This is a genomic window from Pedobacter nototheniae, from assembly GCF_032678625.1.
GTDB classification, from domain to species: domain Bacteria; phylum Bacteroidota; class Bacteroidia; order Sphingobacteriales; family Sphingobacteriaceae; genus Pedobacter; species Pedobacter nototheniae_A.
Map to the genome: position 1 here is coordinate 1 of NZ_JAVTSO010000006.1, position 22,890 is coordinate 22,890.

Consider the following 22,890-nt stretch of genomic DNA (forward strand, 5'->3'; position numbering starts at 1 on the left):
TGACTTTTCGATTGGTCCATTACAGGGTTATAGCGGTGGCACCCACGAAATTTCGGTTGGTTATTTCTTCAACAAAAGAAACATCCGTTTAATGACGCCAAGGTACTTCTAAGTGATATAGTTGACGGATTTAGAATAAAACGGTTAACTTGCTTCAATGAAACAAAGTGCCGGCTTATTGCCCTTTCGTAAAGTAAACAACCAGGTAGAATTTTTCCTTGTACACCCCGGCGGGCCTTTCTTTGCTAAAAAAGATGCAGGTTGGTGGACCGTTTCTAAAGGTGAAATTATGGAAGGTGAAGAACCCTTGGTTGCCGCAATAAGAGAATTTAAAGAAGAAACCAGTTTTAAACTAAATGGAGATTTTATCGAATTAAAACCTGTTGTTCAAAAAGCAGGTAAAAAAGTGTTTTGCTGGGCAATAGTAGCTGATTTTGCATCGGCAGATGTGAAAAGTAATACTTTCGAAATGGAATGGCCACCACGCTCAGGAAAAATGAAAAGTTTCCCTGAAATTGATAAAGCCGGCTGGTTTAAATACGACGAGGCCGTTAAAGTAATCAATGAACAACAAATTTTATTTTTAGATGAGTTGTTAAGCCTGATTTAATCAAGCCAGCAACTCAAAGTTTAATTTATCTTTTTCTGCCCCGTTTATAATAACCGAAATTTGATGCGTACCCAGATGAAACCTTCTGGTGGTAATTAAAACAAATTTTTGCTTTCTGCTAACCGCTGTTTTTGAATTGGCCGGATAAACCCGTTCAGAAATTTTAAATACTTTCTTGGTATTCTCCCCGTTAAGTTTTTTATAATAAACAGCATATTCAAGTCTTACCTTTTGCTCCGTTTGTTTAGTGTTGGCAACCGAAAAGGAAAACTCCAGACTTTCTCCAATTTTAACCTCAGCCGTTAACAACTTAAAGTCCGATAATAAAATTCCTTCGTCAGAAAGGCCGTAATGTTTTAAAATGTCTACATGTCCTTGTTTTAGCAAGGTACGGCAGCCGTGTTTTACAATTGCATCAGTTTCTTTACTAATGCCCGACCACCTTTGTGCAATTTCCAAAACCGTTTGTGGATGGTCTTTAGCAATGTCGTTTAGGTTGTTGGCTACGCTGCGCCTTACCCATTCAGAAGAGTCGTTTTTAAGATTTTCCAGTATGGGAAGAATGCCTGCTGGATTTTTTTTCAAATCAGGAATGCCCATTGCCCAGGGTAATCTTGGCCGGCAACCTTCTGTAGCCAGTCTGCGTACTTTATGGTTTTCGTGCAACGACCATTTCTGCATTTCGTTAATCATGTTCCCTCCATATTTCAAAATAAACGGGCGAACAGCAAATTCACAACTTACAAATTGAGTAATAAATTCAAGCGCTTCCACCGAATTTGAAAAGTCATCAATGCCGTAAGTTTCAATATAATCTGGTAAAAACATGTAAGCAAGCCCATCTTCTCCAATCCCCTTAATTCTTAACTGATCAATTGTTCTTTTTATAAGGCCAATGGTTTTTGGATAATCTTCAGGCAGGAACTGATGCAGCACTTTCGAAGTATGTTTCATTCTTTCCTTAAGTTCCTTCGCCTCAAAATCAGGCGTAAAAATCTCCTCAATGAATTTCGTTTTGCTAAAACCGGGAACGGTTGTCGTTAAAACATTACTTAACCTTTCGTAAAAGGCAGGAGAATATAAATCTTTAAGAAGGCTGCTCATATTTTTAATATCTGCCTGTAAAGTTAAACCTTAAATTATATTTTGTTTCATCCAATGCATTTTTACGATTTATCTACATATATAAGTTTTTTGTTTACCAAATTTGTTAAACTACTAAGAGATAAAAAAAAATGAACGACATGAAAATAGGCTGGATTGGTTTAGGCAATATGGGCATCCCAATGGCAGAACAATTAATAAAAGCGGGTTATGCAGTAACCGTTTATAACCGGAATAAAGAAAAAGAAGTTGCGCTAAAAGATATGGGCGCCAATATTGCTTTATCGCCTGCTGAGTTAATTGAAAAAACAGCTATAGTATTTGTAATGGTTACTGATGACCGGGCTATTGAAGAAATTTTTAAAGGAGAAAACGGACTTTTAAAAGCAAATTCTTCAGGGAAATTTATCATTAACATGAGTACTGTTTCGCCTGGTATTTCCAAACAAATGGCAAAAGATTGTAAAGAAAGTGGAAATGAGTATTTAGATGCACCTGTATCAGGAAGTGTAAAGCAAGCAGAAAGTGGCCAGCTGGTGATTATGGTTGGTGGAAACGAAGAGGCATTTGAAAAAGTGAAACCGGTATTGGAAAAATTAGGGAAAATGGCTATGCGTGTAGGCGATACAGGAGCGGGCAACAGTGCAAAGCTGGCCATTAACTCACTGCTTGCGTATTATACACAGGGTTTGGCCGAAACGGTGTTATTCGCCAATGAGCAGGGAATTAAAACTGAAGATTTATTAAACCTGATTAATAATGCCGCCATAGGAAACATTTTTACAAAAATTAAAGGTGATGCGATTGCGAATGATAATTATAAAGCAGCATTTGCCTTAAAACATATTGTTAAGGATTTAAAACTGGCTAAAAACGAAGGACTTTCATCGCCACTGGCTAAAACCACCTTACAAACCTTTCAGGATGCTCAGGATGTATATGGAGAAGAAGATCTTATTGCGGTGATTAAATCACTAAAAAACTAAAAATCTCTTGGAGATCGGAATTAAAATGGCCTTGCTTGAATCTATTTCTTGCAAGGCTTTTTTTTAAAAACTTATTATGCCTTATGTAACGCATGTGAATGCGATGAACAGTACCAATTGTAAAAAAAAAATAAAAAAAAAGCATCGTAATATTTGCATCGTACGAAAAGTATCGTACCTTTAGGTTATGAAAAGTAATCAAACTGAAAATAACCTTCCCGAACCAACCAAAGCCGAACTGGAAATACTACAGGTTTTGTGGGAATTTGGTCCTTCAACAGTTCGGTTTGTAAACGATAAACTGAATGAGCATAGAGAAGTAAATTATACCTCAACGCTTAAGCAAATGCAGATTTTAACAGAAAAGGGAATCTTAAAGCGGGATGAAAGCCAGATGAAGCATATTTATATCCCGGTAGAGGCAGAAGAAAAAACGAAAGACCAATTGCTCGATCGTTTTGTAAATACCCTTTACAAAGGTTCGGCTTCAAAATTAATGATGCAACTTTTGGGCAACGAAAAAACATCAAAATCAGACATAGAAGAGATTAAGCGGCTATTGAATGGCATGAATTAATAAACCAGATAATAAAATTCTGAAGAACCACGATTATGGAATTTAAAATAATTAATCTTTTACCCGAAAACTGGCTACATGCTTTAGGCACTACGCTTTTTCACTCCCTCTGGCTTGGTGTTATCCTGGCTTTCGTCAGCGCTGTTGTCATTTTCAGTACACGTAAAGCAAGTGCAACAACCCGCTATAATTTACTAACCGCTTGTTTGGCGCTATTTGTAGTGGCAATTGGTGTTATATTTTATAATGAATTAAGCCTATCGGTGGCCGCGCAAACTTTGCTTAATAACCAGGCACAAGCAACTAATGTTTCAAATGTTTTAAACCAGCACATCTCTGATGGGACCAAAGCAGAGTTACAGGACAGTTTGGATAAAATACGTGCACTTTGGAATGCGTACAACTATCAGATAGTCATGATCTGGTTTTTAATCATCTGCGTAAAAAGCATTCAGTTATTGGTAGGTGTTAATACCATATATCATTTAAGAAACCATAAAGTTTATGCTGCAGGGCGTAAATGGGACGAAAAATTAGAAGAACTTGCCGCGAAATTAGGCATAAATCAACCTGTTAAATTATTGCAATCTGGTTTGGCACAAGTGCCGATGGCTGTAGGACATTTTAAGCCGCTAATTCTGATCCCACTGGGTTTGCTCAATGGGTTATCAGTTCCTGAAGTAGAAGCCATTCTTTCTCACGAACTGGCGCATACTAAACGTAAAGATTATCTGGTTAATTTTCTGCAAAGCTTTATTGAGATTGTGTTTTTCTTTAATCCAGCCGTATTATGGGTTTCAAAATTAATCAAAATTGAAAGAGAACACTGTTGCGATGATTTGGCAATTGCCTGCATTAACGACCGCAAAAATTATGTTAAAGCATTAATCTTTTGTCAGGAATTTAAAGAAAATGCACCAAACTACGCTATGGCCATTACCGGCAAAAAAAATAACCTGCTGCACAGAGCAAGCAGGATGTTGTTAAATACCAAATCAACCCTAAATAAGATGGAAAAGACAATTTTAACCGTTGCACTCGTATTTGTTGTGTTGTGCACGGCTGCATTTAAAAATGCAGAACAAGCAAAAAATAGCATTAAAAAACACATTTCTACAGCAATTACAACATTACAGGAAAGTGTAAGTACTCAGGATACCACTAAAAAGTCTGCAGCGGTTAAAAGCAAAGGCGGAAAAGCGGAGAAGCAATCACCAGTGGATTTAGAAAAGGCAATTTCTGATAAAGTTCGTATTTTGGATGAGCAGTTAATTAAGAATGACAAAGCCTTGGCAATTGCAGATAAACAACGTGTTGTAGATGATTCAAACTACCTCAAAAACCAAAAAAGGCATGCAGAAGATCAGAAACAGTATGCAAGAGATGCGGCACAATATGCAAAAGATGCCGCACAATATGCTGAAGACGCAAAACGTTATGCAAGAGACGGGAAAAACCTGCCTGTTCCACCAACACCACCCGTACCGGTTTATGTCCCTTCTCCAAAAACCCCAAATACGCCACCTACTCCTCCAACACCTCCAACACCTCCAACGCCATTAACACCAGTTACAATGGTGACTCCACCAGCAGCGCCACTGCCTCCGGTTACTTTAAAAAATGATGGAACCAAAACAACATCAAATACCGAACGTACCTACCGTTCAGTTTCTATAACCAATGGAGATGGAAAGGATTATACCGATGAAATAAACAGCGAATTGATGAGGGATGGCGTAGTAAGCCAAACCAATAAGTTATCTTATATGCTGGATAAAGACAATTTAATTGTTAATGGTGTAAAACAATCATCAGCTTTGCACAAAAAATATAAGTCAAAATATCTTAAAACAGATAACAGGTCTTTAGTATACAATTACGAGTCTAATGCTAAAAAATAGATTCTAAGACCGAAATAAAAAAAATAGTATGAAATTTAAATTAACGGCATTTTTAGCCGCAGGGCTTTGTTTTGCTTCAACTTTCGTGTATGCTCAACAACCGGAAACTAAGATTTTCGGACATGTAAAAGATGCAGAACTGAAAAATATAGAATTTGCAACAGTAGCTTTAATGAGAGATTCTACCTTGCTTAAAACAACATTTACAGAAACAGACGGACTTTTTAGCTTTGTGAAATTAAGTTATGGCAAATATCAAATTAAAGTTGCTGTTTTGGGTTCACCTGTTTATAAAACCGAAACGATTTTATTGGATGCAAATCACACAGAAATTAACCTTGGCGACTTAAAAATAAGTACCGGAGCCACCAATCTTAAAGAAGTAAATGTGACGGCGCAAAAGGCTTTTGTAGAACGGAAGATAGATAGAACGGTTGTAAATGTAGATGCCCTGATTTCTAATGCCGGAAGCACCGCTCTGGATGTTTTAAGCAAATCGCCTGGTGTAAATGTTGATCAGAATGGCAACATTACTTTAAAGGGAAAAAACGGTGTTGCCATTTTTATTGATGATAAACCAACGTATTTATCCGGCGCTGATCTCGAAAATTATTTAAAGTCTTTGCCTTCTTCTTCACTCGATCAGGTTGAATTAATGACGAATCCACCGGCGAAATATGATGCAGCAGGCAATGCAGGCGTAATCAACATCAAAACTAAAAAAACAAAGATTGCAGGTTTTAACGGAGGCATTAACCTGGCACTGAATCAGGGCGAGCTCACCAGATCCAATAACAGTTTTAATTTTAACTATAGAAAAGATAAAATCAACATATTTGGAAATTTAAGCTACAATTTGAACAACAGCTTTACCGACCTGGATTTAAACCGGAAATATAAAAAAGCCGATGGTAGCCCGGATTATTATTTCAATCAGAATTCATATTTTAAAAGGCACGGAAATACTTTAAACCTTAAAACGGGTTTGGATTATTATGCATCCGATAAAACCACATGGGGGGTGGTGTTTACGGGCATGAACCGGAAATCGAAACAGGTTAATAATAATACAAGCAATTTGTCAAATGCAAGTTTGCAGCTCGATTCTGTAATTAAAGCAGAAAACATCGATCATATTTTATATCAAAATGCTGGTATAAACTTAAACTACCGTCATAAATTTGATAAAGCCGGCAGGGAATTAACCATTGATGCAGATTACCTGCTGTATCGCAACCAAACCAACCAAACCTACTACAATTACAGTTATCTACCCAACATGGCTTTAAAATCTCAGGATATTTTATTGGGTAATTTACCTTCCAATATAGATATTTATACAGCAAAGGCAGATTATTCCCATCCTTTGGCCAACAACTGGAAATTAGATGCCGGACTGAAAACGGCTTATACACAAACCAATAATATTGCCGATTATGCTATAAACGCAAACAATAAAACAGTTGCCGATTACGAAAAAAGCAATCACTTTCTGTATAAAGAAAATATCAATGCGCTTTATTTAAATTTTAGCAGGGAGGGTAAAAGGTTCTCTTTGCAAGTGGGTTTAAGATATGAGAATACCATTTCAAACGGACATCAGCTTGGTAATCTGGTAAAACCCGATTCGAGTTTTAAAAGAACATACAACAGTTTATTTCCGACAGTTTATTTCACTTACAAACTGGATACAGCCGGGAATAATCAGCTCGGACTAAACTATGGAAGAAGAATAGATCGTCCGTATTACCAGGATTTAAATCCTTTTTTCTCTCCGCTTGATAAATTTACCTATTATGTAGGTAACCCTTTCTTAAGGCCTGCTTTTACACAAAGTATAGAACTTTCTCACACGTTTAAAAATAAAATAACAACAACGCTTGGCTATAGCTGGGTACGTGATGAGGTGAATGAAACCATTGAAATTTTAAATGGAACTTATTACAGCAGGCCTGCTAACGTAGGTAAAACAACGGTAAAAAACATAGCCGTAAATGGAGAAATAGACATTTCGAAATGGCTTAAATTAAATGCTTACTTAGAACTGGGCAACATCATATCCAAAACTGATTTTTATACCGGGTTTTTATCCACCAATGGTACTTATTTCAGAACAGCACCAAATTTACAAATGAAAATAAGCCCAACCTGGAATGCTGAGGCTAATTTTAGTTACCAAAGCAAATTATCCAATGTGCAGTTTCTGGTAGGTGCTGTTCACGAATTTGGCGCAGCAGTACAGAAAAAACTTTCGGCTAAAAGTACTTTAAAGCTTTCGGCAAGTGATATTTTTAAAGATCGTGTATTTGTGGGGGTAATTAATAACCTGGCAAATACAGAAGCCAACTGGACCAATCGCGGAGATTCGAGAGTGGTTGTGTTAAGCTACAGCTACCGTTTTGGAAAAGCATTTTCTACACCATCCAAACACGAATCATCAGGTGCAAATGAGGAGAAAAACAGGGTTAAGAACTAAAATTTAACCAATTGTGATAACAAGCTGAAAGGGAGCGGAATTTTAGATCAACTTTCAAGGTTTTATAATTATTGCCCCAGGAATTATTTATTCCGGGGGCAATAATTGTTTTGGAGTTAATACGCCTGGGAAAGACCTTAGCTTCCTTCATTCCTTAATATTTTTAGCGGAGGCTGGTTCAATACATTTCTACTGCTTAAAACGCCTGTAATTAAAACCAGTAAAATAACCGATCCAAATAAAATAAGTGTTGGCACTAAAGGCGGAATAAATGCTACATCGAAAAGAAATTTAGCCAAAACCCAGCTACTGCCCAATGCCAGGATTAAGCCGGCGGCCGAAGCAAAAAAGCCTAAAAAGAAATATTCTATGGCCGTAATGGTTAAAATTTGTTTTCTGCTGGCCCCCATAGTTCTCAATAAAATACTTTCTTTAGTACGCTGGTTTTTACTGGTTAATACCGCCGAAATCAGTACAATCCACCCGGTAGCCATACTAAAACCAGCCATAAACCTGATTACAAAACCAATTTTGCCAAGCAATTCATCCAGTAATTTTAAAATCAGGTCTAAATCAATTACAGAAACATTCGGGAAATCCTGCACAACTGCCGCCTGAAACTTTGCCGAAATTTCGCTCGATGGGATTCTGGTCATCAATACATGAAATTGGGGTGCATCTTCGAGTACACCCGCAGGAAATACAACACGGAAATTGGTTTGTAACCTGCTCCAGTTTATTTCGCGCAAACTCCCTACAACCGTTGGAATCATCATGCCCTGCACATTGAATAAAATAGTATCATTTAATTTTACCTGTATTCGTTCTGCAAACATTTGATCCAGGGAGATGTAAATGGTTTTACCGGGTTCTGTTTTTCCAATCCAGGTCCCTTCGGTTATTTTTTCTGCAGCCGTTAGTGTATCCTGGTAGGTTGCCCTAATCTCATTTCTAAAAGCACTGCGGTTGCTACTATCGGCGCTGGCTTTTTTGCCATTAATTTCCTCAATCCGCATGGTAATTACGGGCACCTGATTCATTAAAGGCAAATGATAGGAAGTAGTTAGTTTATTTAAAGGCTCCTTTTGTGTATTCTGAATATCAAACAATGCCATATTCGGCTGGTTTTTCCCTGAAGAAAAAGTAACCCGGTTAATCAGGATTACCTGAACAAAATATAAAGTACAAATAAACGCGGTAGATAGCCCGATAGAAACCGTAAGCATCAAAGTTTGGTTATTAGGGCGGTACAAATTTGCAAAGCCCTGGCGCCACAAATAACTTAAAGAATCTGGCAACAGCTTCCTCACCAGAAACATCAGTACTTTTGAAAATAAAACCAGCAATAAAAATGCTGCCGAAATACCAGCGGTAAACATCAGCGTTTGTAGCCAGTCTTTCATTTGAAGATAGGTGAAGCCAAAAACAAACAGAATCATCAGAAAATTAACAAACCACAACAAGTAATCGCGTTTTACTGTAGCTTTTTCAAATGAAGCGCGAATCGCATTTAAAGGCGAAATTTTACGAACCGAAAGGAGAGAAGGCAGGGCGAAAAGAATAGAAATAACTAAGCCAAGTAAAATGCCCTGTCCGATAGCCAGCCACGAAATTTGCATGGTTACTTCTACCGGAATAAAATCTTTCATAACTAAAGGGAACAGAAACTGGATAATTGTACCCAACGCTGACCCTAAAAATGCGGCAATAAAACCTATTATAGAAACCTGGATTAAATAAATGAAAAAGGCATCCTTAGCTTTTAATCCTAAACATCGTAATGTAGCTATGGCACTTAGTTTTTCCTGGATATAAACATGAATGGCGCTACCAACACCAATACAGCCCAACAATAAAGCTATAAAACCTGATAAAGCCAGAAATCGGTTTACATCCCGAAACGATCGTCCGGTTTGTGTTTTTCTTGATTCCACCGTTTCAGGATCAAGGCTTTCCTGGTCAAATCGCGGCTGCATTTTTTTAACAAAAGCATCAACAGATGAAGGATTGTTGTATCGATAATAAAAGCGGTTAATTACCCGGCTTCCCAATTGGATTAACTTGGTTTGATCCAGATATTGAAAAGGAATATAAACTATAGGTGCAATGCTTGATGAAATTCCGGTTTGCCCCGGTGCTTTATTTAAAATGCCTGCAATCCGGAAATTGAGCTCACCAATTTTTACCGAATCGCCAACTTTAGCATTGTATTGGAGCATTAATGTTTGATCAACAAGTACATCTCTGCCATTTTGAAACGTTTTTGCAGCACTCAGCGGATTGGTTTCTATGGTGCCATAATATGGATATTTACCTTTTAAAGCTTTAATTTGCACCAATCTGCTGCCATTGCCTTTTAAAAAGTAAATCATAGAACCAAAGCTTTTTTCCTGAGATTGTTCATCGCCCAGTGTATCCAGCATGGCCTGCGTATTTTTACTAATTGCCTTGCGGCTTTCTATAATCAGGTCGGCACCGGTTAACTCTTTAGCCTGCTGGTCTATATCCCTTTGCAGGTTATCTTTAAAAGAATAAACGGCAACTAAAGCTGCAATGCCTAAAATGATAGACGAAATAAATAAGAATAACCTTGACCGGTTTCTGCGGCTATCCCTCCAGGCCATTTTAAATAGCCAGGATGTACTGATTTTTTGAGTGGTAACGGATGGATTAGGCATGGCGCTGGCTTTCGTCTGATTGAATTAAGCCTCCTTTTATTTTAATGATTCGGCTGGTGCGGGCGGCAAGTTCCAGGTCGTGCGTTACAATAACCAATGTTGTGCCGGCATCCTTGTTTAAGTCAAATAAAAGTTTAATTATTTTTTCGCTGGTTTCAGCATCAAGGTTGCCTGTGGGTTCATCGGCAAAAAGGATTGCGGGCTGATTGGAAAAGGCCCTTGCCAAAGAAACCCGTTGTTGCTCACCGCCCGATAACTGTACCGGATAATGATGCGAACGGTTAACTAAGCCAACTTTATCCAAAAGTTCGAGTGCCTGGTTTTTAATGTTTTTTGCACCACGTAATTCCAGCGGCACCATAACATTTTCTAAAGCCGTAAGCGTGGGAAGCAGTTGGAAATTCTGAAAAATAAAACCCACATATTTATTTCGTACAGCAGCACGTTCATCTTCATTTAATTGCTCTAAAGCAATTTGATTTAATTCCACACTGCCACTACTCGATTGATCTAAGCCTGCACATAAACCTAATAAAGTGGTTTTTCCACTTCCCGATGGACCCGTGATGGCTACGGTAGAACCTGCTGTAATTGAAAAGTTAATTTGATCCAGAACGGTTAATTCCCGACCGGCACTTTGATAAATTTTACTTACATTTCGAATGTTTAAGATACTTTCCAATGGATGGGGATTTTAATTTTAAATGAAGATTAAGCGACAAACATTATGTACTTGTTGCCTGTTAAATTACTAATTTATAATTAGATAAAAATACTTGTATATGTTACGAAAACGCCTGATGGGATTAATTGTTTTGACCGTCTTCTTCGCTTCCTGCGGAAATCAGCAGAATAAAACCAATAATACTAAAACTTTAGATTCAACTGACCGAGCGGCCAAAAAATCTGATGTGAAAACTAAAAATATACTTTTTTTTGGTACAAGCCTTACCGCTGGTTATGGCCTTGATCCTACAGAAGCTTATCCTGCATTGATCCAAAACAGGATAGATTCTTTAAAACTTCCATACAAAGTTATAAATGCGGGCCTGAGTGGCGAAACTTCTGCTGGTGGCAAAGGCAGGATTGATTGGTTATTGAAACAGCCAGTAGATATTTTTGTGTTGGAATTGGGTTCAAATGATGGCTTGAGAGGGCTGCCGGTTGATCAGACCATTAAAAACCTGCAGGATATTATTGATCGGGTAAAAGGTAAATATCCTGATGCTAAACTGGTTTTAGCCGGTATGCAGATTCCACCAAATATGGGCGCCAAATATGCTACGGATTTTAAAAACATATTTCCTGAACTTGCCAGGAAAAATAAGATGGCGTTAATTCCTTTTTTATTGGATAAGGTTGGTGGCATTCCCAGGCTTAATCAGGCAGATGGCATTCACCCAACAGCAGAGGGCGATAAAATCCTGGCAGAAAATGTTTGGGTTGTTTTAAAGGATTTGTTGAAATAATAATCCATTTCAGATAATTTTTAACACCATTTTCCTAACCAGTTGTTGGCTTATAATAAATGTATTATGACAATTGAATCTATCAATCCTTTAAACGGATCAAAAATAAAAGCCTATACTGTAGATACAGAGGCACAAATTGCTGCGAAAATTGAAAAAGTACACTCGGGTTGGCTCGAATATAAACAAACAGGTTATCAATACCGGGCAAAGCAACTTTTAAAAATTGCAGAAATATTAACCCGGAGGAAGGAAGAACTGGCTAAGCTAATGGCCTTAGAAATGGGTAAACCCCTGAAAGCAGGAGTTGCTGAAGTGTTAAAATGCGCATCAGTTTGCAAATACTATGCTGAAAATGGAGAACAGTTTTTAGCAGATCAATTGATTAAAACAGACGCACAAAAAAGTTATGTAAGTTTTAGGCCAATTGGTGTGGTTTTGGCTATAATGCCTTGGAATTTTCCCTTTTGGCAAGTGTTTCGTTTTGTTGCCCCTGCTTTAATAGCCGGAAATGGAGGAATCCTTAAGCATGCATCAGGAGTTATGGGTTGTGCCATAGCCATTCGTGATGTGATTATAGAAGCAGGTTTTGATCATCCTGTTTTCGACGTTTTAATTACAGGAAGCAAAGCAATTGATAAAGTAATAGAACACCCTTTAATAAAAGCAGTAACCCTTACCGGAAGTACAGAAGCCGGTAAAAAAGTTGCGGCACATGCAGGTCAGTTTTTAAAGAAAACGGTATTAGAACTGGGGGGAAGCGATCCCTACATTGTACTTGCTGACGCGGACTTAGCCATGGCCGCTAAAGTATGTGCCGAAGCCCGTTTAATTAATAACGGACAAAGCTGCATTGCCGCAAAAAGATTTATTGTGGTTAAAGAAGTTGAAGAAACATTTACCGGGCTTTTCAAAGCACACATGGCCTCAAAAAAAATGGGAGATCCCTTGCAGGAAGGAACAGATTTAGGACCAATGTCGAGAGTTGAACTGCGCGACGAACTTCATGAACAAGTATTAGCCTGTATAAAACAAGGCGCCGAATGTATTTTGGGTGGTGAAATTCCAGATATGGAGGGCGAACATGCTTTTTATCCCCCAACCATTTTAAAAGGTGTAAAGAAAGGAATATTGGCCTACGATGAAGAGATTTTTGGACCTGTAGCCGCCATTATTACCGCTAAGGATACAGATGATGCCATTTTTATAGCCAATGATACACCCTTTGGGTTAGGCGCAGCGGTGTTTACAGCGGATAAAGAAGTGGCAGAAGATATTGCGAAAAACCGGTTGTCCGCAGGTTCTTGTTTTGTAAACGAGGGTGTAAAATCCGATCCGGCTTTGCCTTTTGGTGGCATTAATCAATCGGGTTATGGCCGCGAATTGGGCATGTTTGGGATTCACGAATTTGTAAACATTAAAACTGTTTATATAAAATAGGATGAACCATTAAAGAAAATTGAACTGATTTAACAGCAACACACCGAGTAAGCCTAAAACAGAAACAATACTTTCCATCGTGGTCCAGGTAGCAAAGGTTTGCTTCAAAGTGAGGTTGAAATATTCTTTAAACATCCAGAAGCCAGTATCGTTAACATGCGAAAACATAAGGCTGCCTGCACCAACCGCCAGTACCATCAATTCTGGTGAAGCAGTAGGGCCGATAAGGGGTAATACCATACCAGATGCGGTAAGTGCCGCTACAGTTGCTGATCCCAGTGTAATGCGTAGCGAAGCGGTAATAAGCCAGGCTAACAAAAGCGGTGAAAGATTTAAGCCCGCTGTAAGTGTTTTAACGGTTTCTCCAACACCACTATCTACTAAAATTTGTTTAAAAGCACCACCAGCTGCTATAATTAATACAATCATCGCAATACTTTTTACACCTTCTGTACAAGATTCCATCGCCTTAACAACGCTTCCGCCCTGAATAAGGAGGGTAAGCAAAACTGAAATCAATAAGGCAGAAGTTGGGTCGGCAAGGAAGGTGAAAATTGGTTTTACAGCATAATCTATTTTTATGCTGTTTCCAATGGTTCCGGCAATGATTAAAAATACGGGAAGTAAAGCCGTAATAAAACTTTTTAAACCCGAAGGAAGATTGACTTCCTGATCCATGCTAAACGAATGTAGAGTGGCTGTACGCTTTACAATAAGCCTGGGGAAATATACACCAGCGATAATTGCAATCGGAATGCTTAATATCAGCCCGTAAATTAATGTTTTACCTATATCTGCATGAAATATGCCTGCAAGTGCTACCGGGCCGGGATGTGGAGGCAGAAAACCATGGGTTACAGACAGGGCCGCTGCCATGGGAATGCCAACATACAATTTTGATAGGCCTGTTGCAGATGCAATGGCAAATACCAGCGGAATGAGAACTACAAAACCTGCATTGTAGAAAAGTGGAATACCCACCAGTATACCCGTTAGTAAAACCGCCCATTGTATATTTTTTTGTCCAAATGCACGGATTAGGATAAATACAATTTTTTTTGCGGAACCACTATCCTCAATTAATTTTCCCATCATGGCACCCAGGGCAAGTACCATAACCATGCTGCCTAAAGTGCTGCCAATCCCATTGCTTACTGAAGCCATTACATTGGTTGCAGGCATACCTAAAAATAAGCCCGTAACAATGGCTACGGCCAGTAAGGCAATCATAGGGTTTAGCTTTTTTAAAATCAGTACAAAAAGTAGTAAAATTCCAAAAAGTACAATAAATAGCTGCATAAAATAGGTTTATTAGATTAGAACAGGGCGCTCGATTACTTCTTAACGGTAATGCTTCGGCCGGTAACGAGGGTAAATTCATAAATTCTGTATAAACCGTCATCGCTGATGTTAATGCTTTCCACCAATCCGGTTTTGCTAAAAGTATCTGTAACCACATCGCCCACTTTAACATCCTGTAAAATTTCGGTGGGCATTTCGTTAAATAATCTAATCATGTAGTAAATATAGGGATAAAGGTTTTTTATTTATCCCGTATGTTTTATTTATATTGGAACATTGGAGTTCTCACCTCGAAGAATATTTACATGAAGGTTTCTGCTCCAATTTCTTACTGATTTTAAATTACTTTACTATTTGCCATGAAAAAGATTCTGTTATCATTCCTGTTTCTTATTAGTTTATCGGTTTCAGCGCAAAAGAATTTAAGTCCTCGGCAACTTTATCCAGGATTATTTGAACAGGTGCAGCTTAGCGGAATTTATCCGGATGGAAAGTCTTTTCCGGATGCAACTCCAAAAAGATTGCCCAAGGAAATTATGGAGGATTACCAATTTCAGAAAAGCAGGAAAGCATTTGATCTAAAATCTTTTATAGATGAAAATTTTACTGCCCCCGAAAGCCACAGTGTACATTATACTTCAGATATACAGGCCGGTATAGAAAAACACCTGGATACTTTATGGACGGTGCTTAAAAGGAAACCTGATGCGACTGTTGAATTTCAAACCTCACTTATTCCATTGCCAAATGCTTATATCGTGCCAGGCGGGCGTTTTAGAGAAATTTACTATTGGGATTCGTATTTCACCATGCTTGGCCTGAAAGAGGCGGGCAAAAAAGAACTGATAAAAAATATGGTCGATAATTTTGCATGGCTAATTCAAAATTATGGCTTTATACCCAACGGTAACCGAACCTATTATTTAACCCGATCGCAGCCACCATTTTTTGCCTTAATGGTACAACTTCTTGCAGCGGGTGATTCGTCTGTTAAAATAAGCGATTACAGCGAAGCTTTAGAGAAGGAATATGCCTTCTGGATGAAGGGTGTAGAAAAACTTCAAAATGGGAAGGCCATAAATCATGTTGTAAAATTTAAAGATGGTACCATTTTAAACAGATATTGGGATTCGGGCAGCGTACCCAGAGAAGAATCTTATGCAGAGGATTTAAAATCTGCTCAAAAAACAAACCAGGTAAAAGCAGATTTTTACAGAAATGTACGCTCGGCTGCAGAGTCTGGATGGGATTTTAGCACCAGATGGTTTGCCGATGGTAAAACCTTTGGAGAAATTATAACGACAGATTTGATCCCCGTTGATTTAAATGGGCTGCTTTATAACCTCGAAAATGTAATTGCATCCGCTTACGCGCAAAAGGGCAACCTGGCAAAAGCGAAGTTATATTCAGCAAAAGCAACCAAACGAAAACAGGCAATATTAAAATACTGCTGGAACCCCTCATTAAAGTTTTTTACCGATTATAACTGGAAGAAACAGCAATACTCAAAACAACTTACCCTGGCAGCCACATCGCCTTTGTTTTTTAAGATAGCCTCAAATGCCCAGGCTGCTGCGGTTGTCGAAAAAATTAAGTCGGCCTTTTTAAATAATGGCGGATTAATAACCACATTAAATAAATCTGGAGAACAATGGGATAGTCCGAATGCCTGGGCACCGTTGCAATGGATTAGTATTACCGGGATGAGAAATTACGGTTATAATGCATTGGCTGATACGGTTTCAAACCGTTGGATAAATTTAAATGTGAAAGTATTTAAACAAACCGGAAAACTGATGGAAAAGTATGATGTTACAGCCTCTGAAAGTTTAGGCGGTGGCGGAGAATACCCTTTGCAGGATGGCTTTGGCTGGACCAATGGTGTTTTGCTGAAATTGCTTAGGCTTAAATCAAAATAACACCACGCTTATAAATAATTACAGCATGCAAGGCCTTTTTATAAGCAAGATAAGCAAGGCAAAACAACAGGAAGGAAACCGGACTTCATTAAAAGTCCGGTTTCCAAATAGGATATAAAATTATATTTATAAGTATTTAAGCACTTAATTTTCTCTGGTTCTCTATTGATAATACGCCATTGCCTTCAATTAAAAAGCAAGCCAAGCCAACGAGAACAGCTACAGAAAACCAAAATTCAGAATAAGGTCTGAAAATATTTTCTGATAAATTAACAAAAAATACCGCACCAATTAATACGGGCAAATTAAGTAAACAAAATAGTCTGGTTTGTGTACCCAGGGCAATTGCCAAACCACCAATAATGTGTAATACAATAATTAAATGCGCTAAAAGGCTGATTGAGATTGCTGTTCCCAGCATTGCACCACGCATCAATCCGTTAAAAGCATCTAAATTCAGGGCAAACGCTACTCCTTTCCAAATTAAAACAATTCCTAACACCATTCTGAAAAAGTCGAGCCATTTTGGGTGGTGGTGATCCCCCCAGTTTTGGATTTTTTTGAGCATGTTCATAATTTCTATATTTTGGTTATATCAATTTACGGAAATTATTTAAGGATAACAAAAAAGCCGCTTAGCGGCTTTAATAAATTTTAAAGGGAAAAGCGTATTACAGCTTTTCTATGTTTTATTTAATAATCCGATCTTTTATTTTAACCGCCGGGTTACCTTGGTAAATGCTATAGGTTTCCAGGTTTTTTGTGGCTACGCTGCCCATAGAAAGTACAGAATGGCTACCCAAGGTTAGCCCCGGAGAAACTTTAGCTCCTGCTCCAACCCAAACGCCATCTTCTAAAAAAATAGGTTTTGTTATTAAATCAAAGGTTGTTCTTGTAAAATCATGATTCCCTGTTATTAACATCGCTTGCTGGGAAATGCAGCAGTTTTTGCCAATTTTAATCACATCAAGGTTTTCCAGGTAACAATCAGCAAGCCAGCTATAATCACCAATATCTAATTTCCATGGGTATTTGATGTAAATGCCCGGCTTAATTCTAACCTCTCTACCAATCTTAGCCCCAAACAAACGCAATAAAAAAACTAAAATATTGCTAAATGGCACAATCCTGCTTTTAAAAAAAAAAATACTTGTAAAATACCAAATAAATTGTTTGAGTGTAGAAGCTCCTACATTGAAGGAACCGATATTGAAATTTTTACGTAGTTGTGTATTAAGCACTAATTAGGTCGGTTTTAGTTGCATTTTTATCAAATGCAGGGTTTCTTTTAATCCATAAGTATAACATTGCAAAAATGCATACGTACACAATAATGTTAAATACTTCGTGATGGTAGGTGAAGTTGTTGCGTTGTGATTTAAAGAAACCCAGTAAAACGCCCAGTCCTGCAATTCGTAAAATGTTAAGTACATATATGGTAACCATACCAATAACAAGCATTTTTAAAGTCGATTTCCACGATGCAGGAAAGGCCAGCACAAAAGCTGCCAGAAAACTCATCACACCCAGGCCCAGGCAGGAATAATTTATCCTTAAATATGGACCGTCAATAACCATAACATCCATTTCGTTATGAATGGCGTAAAAGCCAAATAATTTTATAATCCATACAGCAGGTTTAATCAAAGCCGTTTTTAGGGCCTGAATATAATCCAGATGCGTAGCAATAAAAGCATTGTAGTATTTCCCTTCGGGATTCATTACACTGTTCATAAATAAATTCCCCTGGCTAAAGAATATATACAGTACAAATAATGTAATTATAAATTTAATTGCTTTTTTATTAGCTTGCTTTTTAGCTTCTTCAGTTGTCATATTTTTTTATTTCGGACTTCGATTTTAGGGTGATTTCTTTTTTCAATAATTTAATTTTTTTATCAACTAATTTTCTAAACCAAAACCCCTGTAAATAATGAAACTTAATTCCTGTTATACCATCAAATATACCCAGTTTAAATAACATCCGATAACTAAAATACAAATAGGGGCGTAAACCAAGTGGCAATTTCCACCATAATCTTTTTAACCATGCCCGTTGTTCATCAGGATTGCCCAAAAGGGTAGGTTTTAATGTTTGAACTCTTAAATTCTGGGCTCTTTCAATTTCCTCTGCCGCAATCAGGTCACTGTATCTTTGGTGTTTTGATAGCCAAAAGTTGAGATCATTTTCTTTTAAGTTTTCTTCAATTATACATCCTTCTTTCCAAATCATTGTTTGACCGGTAACAATAAAACGATGATCCATATTCTCGTTCAAATCTGAGAAACCTACCGCAGTTCTAAACATTTTTAATAGATAAAATGGATAATATCCTCCAAATCTAATCCATTGACCTTGAAAGTAGTTTTTGCGGTTAAAGTAAATCCCGTTAATATCCTGATGTTCCATATCTTTAAATTCGGCAAGGCGTTTAAAAAGCTCGGGGCTAACAATTTGATCGGCATCAAGACCAATTGTCCAGGGGGTATTAATGTCGAAACTCTTCAATGCATGGTTCCACTGTAAAGGATGGTTAATAAAGGGATTTGTTTTGATTTCAGCATGATAATCCTTAGCAATACAGAGTGTTTTATCTGTACTGCCACTGTCCATAATATATAAGGGCGCATTCAAATCTTTAATTGATTCCAGTAGCCTGGGTAAATGAATTTCCTCATTAAAAGTTAATACGATAAAACTAAAATTCTTATTCAAAATTTTCAATACTTTGATATAAATCCATATACTGCCCGGTTATTTTCTCCGGATTAAAATCAGTATTTATGATGTGATGTGCCGTTTCATTTATAAATTGCCTTTTTTGACGATCGGCGTATGCGGATAAAATGTTTTTGCGAATACTTTCAACATCCAAGTTAGTAATCCAGCCAAGCCCTTTTGAATCTACATAATCGGCCAGCCCAACCTGCTTTGAAATAAGTGCCGGAGTACCCACACTTAAACTTTCGATAACTACATTTGCAAAGTTCTCATTAAAAGAGGTTAACACTAATAAATCATGTTTAGCCATCAGGTTAAATTTGTGTTCGTTGCTAACTTGGCCAATCCAGCTGATATGATCTTGTATCCCTAAAGTCTTAATTTGTGTTTTGAGCTTATTGAGGTAAATTGCTTCGCCGCTCCCGGCCAGGGTTAAACTCCATTCCATTTTTATTGTAGATAGTGCATCAAACAATAATTCCAAACCTTTTTTCTCCTCAATACGAGAGAGAAAAATTAATTTAAATGGATCATTGGGCTTGGAAATACCACGGTTTATTTGCGCTGTAGGAAAGTTTACCATATTGGGTATAACAATAATACTTTTTGGATGAATTAAACTTAAAATATCTGCTTTTTCTTTTTCGCTTGTGGCATGAATCCGGGAATATTCCAATAATTTTTCCCCTAAAAAACGATGAATCTTATCCTTAGTAAAACCATTCCTGTTGCTTAGAGTATAACTTGTTAACATTCCCCTGGGCGAAAGTACAACAGGAATTTTATACCACTTCGCAACCAGACAGCTTAATATGGAAACCAGGTTCCACCAGGCATGAATATGAATCACAAGTTTTTGTTCTTTATTCTTCTTAATTTCCTTAGCCAATGCATGGAGCAAAGAAGGTGAAAAATGTGTATGATCTTTAGTTAAACGGTTAAAATATCTAACCGAAACGCCATTAACCTGATAGGTTTTGCCAGGTATAACATCCAATTCAGTTTTTCCGTTGGCAGTAGTCGTTAGTAGTTCAATTTCGCAATTGAGTTTTTTGCCATAGACACGGAGTTGCTCGCATAAAATACCAACGGATTGGATCGGGCCACCGTAAATATACGCCGGCTTATAGGAAGCTGTAATATGGATTATTTTCAATATTTAATTAAAAAAGCTTTGGCTTTTAGTATGTTAAAAATAATAAGCATGGTTATGTAGCTCCAGAATACAGAATTAAACATAAATTCGAAACTGTTGCCTCGCCAAAATAACTGAAATAAGCCGGCAAACATTACGGCTGAACCTAAAAAATATCCTCCGAATAACATCTCTGCTTTTCTGCTTATAAATTGTGCGATGTAGCCAAATAAAAACAAGCCAATCCAAATCCCTGGATATCCATAAGAAAGAAAACAATCAACTATGTAAGCAGGTTTTGCCGAAACAGCAGAATTATCACTAATAATTCCGGCCCTGTACACCCGGTCCATAACCAGGTTTTCGGTTACAGGTTTGGCAGACCAAAGCGCTCTTGGTATAATGGATTGTATGCCTTGCTCTACCAAATCATATTTATAGTATGGTATAAACTGAGGAGTGCTTTTGGTAAAACCAATAAACATATCTATTTCTGATAGCCGGTTGGTTAAAAAAGACCAATAGTTTTGTTCAAGGTCTTGCGAAAGATTTCCTTTGTCAAATACAGCATCTAAGCCTTTATCACGCGCTTCAATAAGCCCGCCTCCAGAAAACGCCACCCCTCTGTAAGCCCCTATAAATGTGGGTAACAGAATAAATAAAGCAATTAAAATTACTGTAAATAGTGGAATTATTTTTTTTCCGTAAACAGGGATAAGAAAAATGCCGAGTAGCAGAAAACAAATGATAATGGGTTCTTTATAGCCAGATACAGAGATTTTTAACAAGTTAGCCAGAAAAAGTAATGCGGTTAATAGTATTAAGGTATTTTTTCTTTCGTATAGTGCAAATGCAAATGCAATGGTGCCAGCTACAAAACTCAATCCGTTTAATTGTACGCTAAATTGATTAAGAAAACTAATTTTTTCAAAAAGCAGACCCAGGGGTAAACAAATTATGGATAACTGGAATAAAAAACTGCTCATTGAACCTACCCTGAGTAAGTATTTCTTATTAAAGTTATAATCCATTTTAAATAGGATGCCATGTACCAGGGCAGCATGACCAAGAACATAATATCTTTGGCATTTAGCAATATCTTCAAATAAATAACTGTTTAAAAAACTCTTATTAACCAGTTTAAAATATTCGTAGCCAAGTGCATTTACATAATAGAAAATAGAAGTACAGGCCATGTAACCAACAAAAATTACATGTAACAAAAATATAGGCCTTAAAAGTTGCTGCAGCACGGGTAAATCATCAGGCAGTTTTTTTAACCGCCCGCTAAAGGCCATGTAAAATATAAAGAAAGATCCAAACCAGGCAATCAGGTAAGATGTATGCGGTAAATCCTTAAACAAAAAGGATAATACAAACGGAATGTATAAAAATGTAAAGGCAAAAAAATTCTTAGCAAGCATTAATTTTAATTTGTTTTTTTATTGCTAAAACTTGTTCTTCGAACGACCAGCTTTGTATTTTATGATAAGATGCTAAACCCATCGATTTTATTTCCTTTTTATCATGGAATAAGCTTTTGAGCGATTGTATTAAATCTGGTAAGTTTTGGCTTTTAAAAATCAGTCCGTTTATTTTATTTTCAACCAAATCAACCGCACACCCTACAGCATCAGAAACCAGAACAGGCTTACCTGCTGCCATAGCTTCATTTACTGCTAATCCCCAGGTTTCGTTCAAAGAGGGTAAACAGAAAACATCACAGGCTTGGTAAATAATAGGCATTTGGCTTTGATTTTGGAAGTCTATAAAGGTAATGTTATTTGTACTCAATTTTTGAACTTTACTTTTCAAGCTATTCTCCAAAATGCCATTACCAACCAGTAACAAATGGGTATTGGGTTGATTTAAGCTGATAAAAGCATCTAATAATAATTCTGGATTTTTTACAGGCGCTAACTTACCGGCAAAAACAACCAGTGCATCTTGTTCACTAAGGCCTAATTCTGTTCTTAGTTTTAAAGCTTCTGTATTTCTGTTTTCGGTAAAACGTTTGTTATCAATGGCGTGTGGCGCATGTTTCAACTGACTTTCTGCTAATCCGGCCGCTAAAAAATAAGCCTTATTATTGGCGCCAACATAAAAGGCTAGGTCGATTTTTTTATATATCCTGCTTAAAAAAAATCTTCTGATTATCTTTTTCCAGGCTGGCTGATTATTTAATAATGTGCTATCCCCTCTAAACCAAATTGGTATTTTGCCATGAAAATAGCTGATGGCCTTGAGGTGGCTTTTGTACGACCATCCATAAACTAAAAGAGCATCAGGTTTAAAGGCGTTAATTTTTGCTATAATATCAGGGTTTTTGATGCCCTTGTAATGATGGCTTCCGGGCTGACTTGATGTGTTTTCAAGAAATTCATATTCATAACCTTCCAATAAGGGAACATCCCAGATGATATTTTTTCCAAACCCTTTGTCTTCAATGTTATCATGACCGAGTGTATAAAACACCTTTAAATCTAACGATTCGTCTGCTGCCAAAAGCTTAAATACCGGGGCGTAATATTGTATAGGGTGCGAAACCAGGATGGCTAAACGAAAAGGCAT

General features: G+C 37.4%; 20 protein-coding genes. 8 read left to right on the plus strand and 12 right to left on the minus strand.

The window, feature by feature from the left end; all coding sequences use genetic code 11:
- Positions 1 to 157: 157 nt before the first annotated feature.
- Entirely contained in the window at positions 158 to 610 is a 453-nt protein-coding gene (locus tag R2Q77_RS16635; RefSeq protein WP_316804850.1) for an NUDIX hydrolase, read from the plus strand.
- Here the strand turns inward: R2Q77_RS16635 and R2Q77_RS16640 are convergent, their stop codons facing one another.
- Positions 611 to 1,714: a DNA alkylation repair protein gene (locus R2Q77_RS16640; RefSeq protein WP_316804851.1), complete on the minus strand. Its 1,104-nt coding sequence runs from the start codon at positions 1,712 to 1,714 to the stop codon at positions 611 to 613.
- Between the two features lie 131 nt (positions 1,715 to 1,845).
- Between R2Q77_RS16640 and R2Q77_RS16645 the strand changes: the two genes are divergently transcribed.
- From R2Q77_RS16645 to R2Q77_RS16660, 4 genes are all read left to right on the plus strand, one after another.
- On the plus strand, positions 1,846 to 2,700 hold the full coding sequence (locus R2Q77_RS16645) for an NAD(P)-dependent oxidoreductase (protein WP_316804852.1): 855 nt from the start codon (positions 1,846 to 1,848) through the stop codon (positions 2,698 to 2,700).
- A 187-nt stretch (positions 2,701 to 2,887) separates the two neighbouring features.
- Positions 2,888 to 3,277, plus strand: a complete 390-nt coding sequence (locus tag R2Q77_RS16650; RefSeq protein WP_316804853.1) for a BlaI/MecI/CopY family transcriptional regulator — start codon at positions 2,888 to 2,890, stop codon at positions 3,275 to 3,277.
- A gap of 35 nt (positions 3,278 to 3,312) precedes the next feature.
- Entirely contained in the window at positions 3,313 to 5,178 is a 1,866-nt protein-coding gene (locus R2Q77_RS16655) for a M56 family metallopeptidase (protein WP_316804854.1), read from the plus strand.
- 28 nt (positions 5,179 to 5,206) lie between these two features.
- Positions 5,207 to 7,654, plus strand: coding sequence for a TonB-dependent receptor (locus R2Q77_RS16660; protein WP_316804855.1), 2,448 nt, complete (start codon positions 5,207 to 5,209; stop codon positions 7,652 to 7,654).
- Positions 7,655 to 7,791: 137 nt separating this feature from the next.
- Here the strand turns inward: R2Q77_RS16660 and R2Q77_RS16665 are convergent, their stop codons facing one another.
- The gene (locus R2Q77_RS16665) at positions 7,792 to 10,332 is read right to left on the minus strand and encodes an ABC transporter permease (protein ID WP_316804856.1); all 2,541 of its coding nucleotides are present in this window, start codon (positions 10,330 to 10,332) and stop codon (positions 7,792 to 7,794) included.
- Entirely contained in the window at positions 10,325 to 11,014 is a 690-nt protein-coding gene (locus R2Q77_RS16670; protein WP_316804857.1) for an ABC transporter ATP-binding protein, read from the minus strand. Before R2Q77_RS16670 ends, R2Q77_RS16665 begins: the two co-directional genes overlap by 8 nt.
- A gap of 100 nt (positions 11,015 to 11,114) precedes the next feature.
- Here R2Q77_RS16670 and R2Q77_RS16675 point away from each other — a divergent pair, with 100 nt between their 5' ends.
- Both R2Q77_RS16675 and R2Q77_RS16680 read left to right on the plus strand, forming a co-directional pair.
- Positions 11,115 to 11,801, plus strand: coding sequence for an arylesterase (locus R2Q77_RS16675; protein WP_316804858.1), 687 nt, complete (start codon positions 11,115 to 11,117; stop codon positions 11,799 to 11,801).
- A gap of 66 nt (positions 11,802 to 11,867) precedes the next feature.
- Positions 11,868 to 13,241, plus strand: coding sequence for an NAD-dependent succinate-semialdehyde dehydrogenase (locus R2Q77_RS16680; RefSeq protein ID WP_316804859.1), 1,374 nt, complete (start codon positions 11,868 to 11,870; stop codon positions 13,239 to 13,241).
- 9 nt (positions 13,242 to 13,250) lie between these two features.
- Here R2Q77_RS16680 and R2Q77_RS16685 read toward each other — a convergent pair whose 3' ends face one another.
- Positions 13,251 to 14,540: a gluconate:H+ symporter gene (locus R2Q77_RS16685; RefSeq protein ID WP_316804860.1), complete on the minus strand. Its 1,290-nt coding sequence runs from the start codon at positions 14,538 to 14,540 to the stop codon at positions 13,251 to 13,253.
- Positions 14,541 to 14,575: 35 nt separating this feature from the next.
- The gene (locus tag R2Q77_RS16690; protein WP_316804861.1) at positions 14,576 to 14,758 is read right to left on the minus strand and encodes a hypothetical protein; all 183 of its coding nucleotides are present in this window, start codon (positions 14,756 to 14,758) and stop codon (positions 14,576 to 14,578) included.
- A gap of 144 nt (positions 14,759 to 14,902) precedes the next feature.
- On the opposite strand from R2Q77_RS16690, the gene treF reads away from it, so the two are divergent.
- Positions 14,903 to 16,462 (plus strand): alpha,alpha-trehalase TreF, encoded by a 1,560-nt coding sequence (gene treF / locus R2Q77_RS16695; protein WP_316804862.1) that lies wholly within the window; start codon positions 14,903 to 14,905, stop codon positions 16,460 to 16,462.
- Positions 16,463 to 16,598: 136 nt separating this feature from the next.
- On the opposite strand, the gene R2Q77_RS16700 is transcribed toward treF, so the two are convergent.
- The 7 genes from R2Q77_RS16700 to R2Q77_RS16730 all read right to left on the minus strand — a co-directional run bounded on the left by R2Q77_RS16700 (position 16,599) and on the right by R2Q77_RS16730 (position 22,890).
- Positions 16,599 to 17,036: a DoxX family protein gene (locus R2Q77_RS16700; protein WP_316804863.1), complete on the minus strand. Its 438-nt coding sequence runs from the start codon at positions 17,034 to 17,036 to the stop codon at positions 16,599 to 16,601.
- A gap of 115 nt (positions 17,037 to 17,151) precedes the next feature.
- Entirely contained in the window at positions 17,152 to 17,703 is a 552-nt protein-coding gene (locus tag R2Q77_RS16705; RefSeq protein WP_316804864.1) for a WcaF family extracellular polysaccharide biosynthesis acetyltransferase, read from the minus strand.
- Entirely contained in the window at positions 17,696 to 18,298 is a 603-nt protein-coding gene (xrtY, locus tag R2Q77_RS16710; RefSeq protein WP_316804865.1) for an exosortase Y, read from the minus strand. Before xrtY ends, R2Q77_RS16705 begins: the two co-directional genes overlap by 8 nt.
- Positions 18,288 to 19,178 carry a glycosyltransferase family 2 protein gene (locus R2Q77_RS16715; protein WP_316804866.1) on the minus strand — a complete coding sequence of 297 codons (891 nt, stop codon included), beginning with the start codon at positions 19,176 to 19,178 and terminating at the stop codon, positions 18,288 to 18,290. The genes xrtY and R2Q77_RS16715 overlap by 11 nt, the downstream gene beginning before the upstream one ends.
- Positions 19,171 to 20,340 carry an XrtY-associated glycosyltransferase XYAG1 gene (locus R2Q77_RS16720; RefSeq protein ID WP_316804867.1) on the minus strand — a complete coding sequence of 390 codons (1,170 nt, stop codon included), beginning with the start codon at positions 20,338 to 20,340 and terminating at the stop codon, positions 19,171 to 19,173. The genes R2Q77_RS16715 and R2Q77_RS16720 overlap by 8 nt, the downstream gene beginning before the upstream one ends.
- The gene (locus R2Q77_RS16725) at positions 20,337 to 21,743 is read right to left on the minus strand and encodes an exosortase Y-associated Wzy-like protein (protein WP_316804868.1); all 1,407 of its coding nucleotides are present in this window, start codon (positions 21,741 to 21,743) and stop codon (positions 20,337 to 20,339) included. The genes R2Q77_RS16720 and R2Q77_RS16725 overlap by 4 nt, the downstream gene beginning before the upstream one ends.
- A complete protein-coding gene (locus R2Q77_RS16730) occupies positions 21,733 to 22,890 on the minus strand; it encodes a glycosyltransferase family 4 protein (RefSeq protein WP_316804869.1) in 1,158 nt (385 codons plus the stop codon). The genes R2Q77_RS16725 and R2Q77_RS16730 overlap by 11 nt, the downstream gene beginning before the upstream one ends.